The organism is Micromonospora yasonensis, assembly GCF_026013475.1.
Taxonomy (GTDB): domain Bacteria; phylum Actinomycetota; class Actinomycetes; order Mycobacteriales; family Micromonosporaceae; genus Micromonospora; species Micromonospora yasonensis.
Genome location: NZ_JAPDPH010000465.1, coordinates 1 through 1,161, shown reverse-complemented (window position 1 = coordinate 1,161; position 1,161 = coordinate 1). Strand labels below are relative to the sequence as shown.

General features: G+C 75.0%; 1 protein-coding gene. It reads right to left on the bottom strand.

The genetic code is table 11. From position 1 onward, the window contains the following. Positions 1-1,161 (bottom strand): acyl carrier protein (locus tag ONA70_RS36365; protein WP_265011002.1); only part of this gene is annotated, 1,161 nt, incomplete at both ends.

The window sequence follows — 1,161 nt, the reverse complement described above, 5'->3', positions numbered from 1 at the left end:
CTCCAGCCCGAGCACGTACGCGATCCGTCCGGACGCCACACTCGTCGTGTTGCCGGTCAGCACGTACCCCCCGACGTCAGCCGACGCCTCGTGCATCCGCGGGCCGTAGTCCTGCGGCATGGCGCCGACGAACACGCCGACCCGCTCACCGCGCAGGCCGGCCGGGTCGACGCCGGCCCGCTCCACCGCCTCCCACGCCGTCTCCAGCAGTAGGCGCTGCTGCGGGTCCATCGCCGTCGCCTCACGCGGGCTGATCCCGAAGAACTCCGCGTCGAACTCCGTGGCGTCGGCGAGAAATCCGCCCTCGCGGGCGTACGTGGTGCCGGGCGAGTCCGGGTCCGGGTCGTAGATCGACGCCAGGTCCCAGCCCCGGTCGGCGGGGAGCGGGCCGATCGCGTCCCGGCCGTCGACCAGCAGCTCCCACAACTGCTCCGGCGTTGTCACGCCGCCCGGGTAGCGGCAGGCCATCCCCACGATCGCCACCGGCTCGTCCAGCGGGATCGCCGGTGCGAGCGCCACCGCCGGGCCCGATCCGCCGACCGCCGACCGGTGGACGAACTCGACCAGCCGTTCCGGCGTCGGATGGTCGAAGGTCACCCCGGCCGGGAGGTCGACGCCGGTCGCCGCCGCCAGCTCGTTGCGGAAGCGCACCGCCAACAGCGAGTCGAAGCCGAGATCCTTGAACGTCCGGGTCGGGTCGATGCCGTCCGCCGTCGGGTGGCCGAGGGTGAACGCGAGCTGGTCGAGCACCACCTGCCGGACCAGCCGCAGCTGGTCCGCCTCGCCGAGGGCCGGGAGCCGGTCGGGTAGCGTCCGCACCGTGCCCGCTCGATCCCCGTACGCCGGGTCGCTGGCCAGCGGGTCGGTCGCGGCACCCGCCGCCGGGCCGGGAACCGGTACGGGGGGCCGCGACGCCTCGGCCGGGGTGTCCAGCCAGTGGCGCCGGCGCTGGAACGGGTAGCCCGGCAGGTGCGGCGGGTCGAACCGGGCTGCCCCGATCGGCCAGGCGTGGCCGGCGTCACCCACGTGCACGGCAGCCACGGCGGTGCGGCCCGTGCGCTCGGCCGGCTGCTCCGGATGCAGAACGTGCACCGCGGTGACCGCGCCCGGCAGCGTCTGGACGTGCAGCGTGGTGAGCGTTCCGTTCGGCCCCAGTTCCAC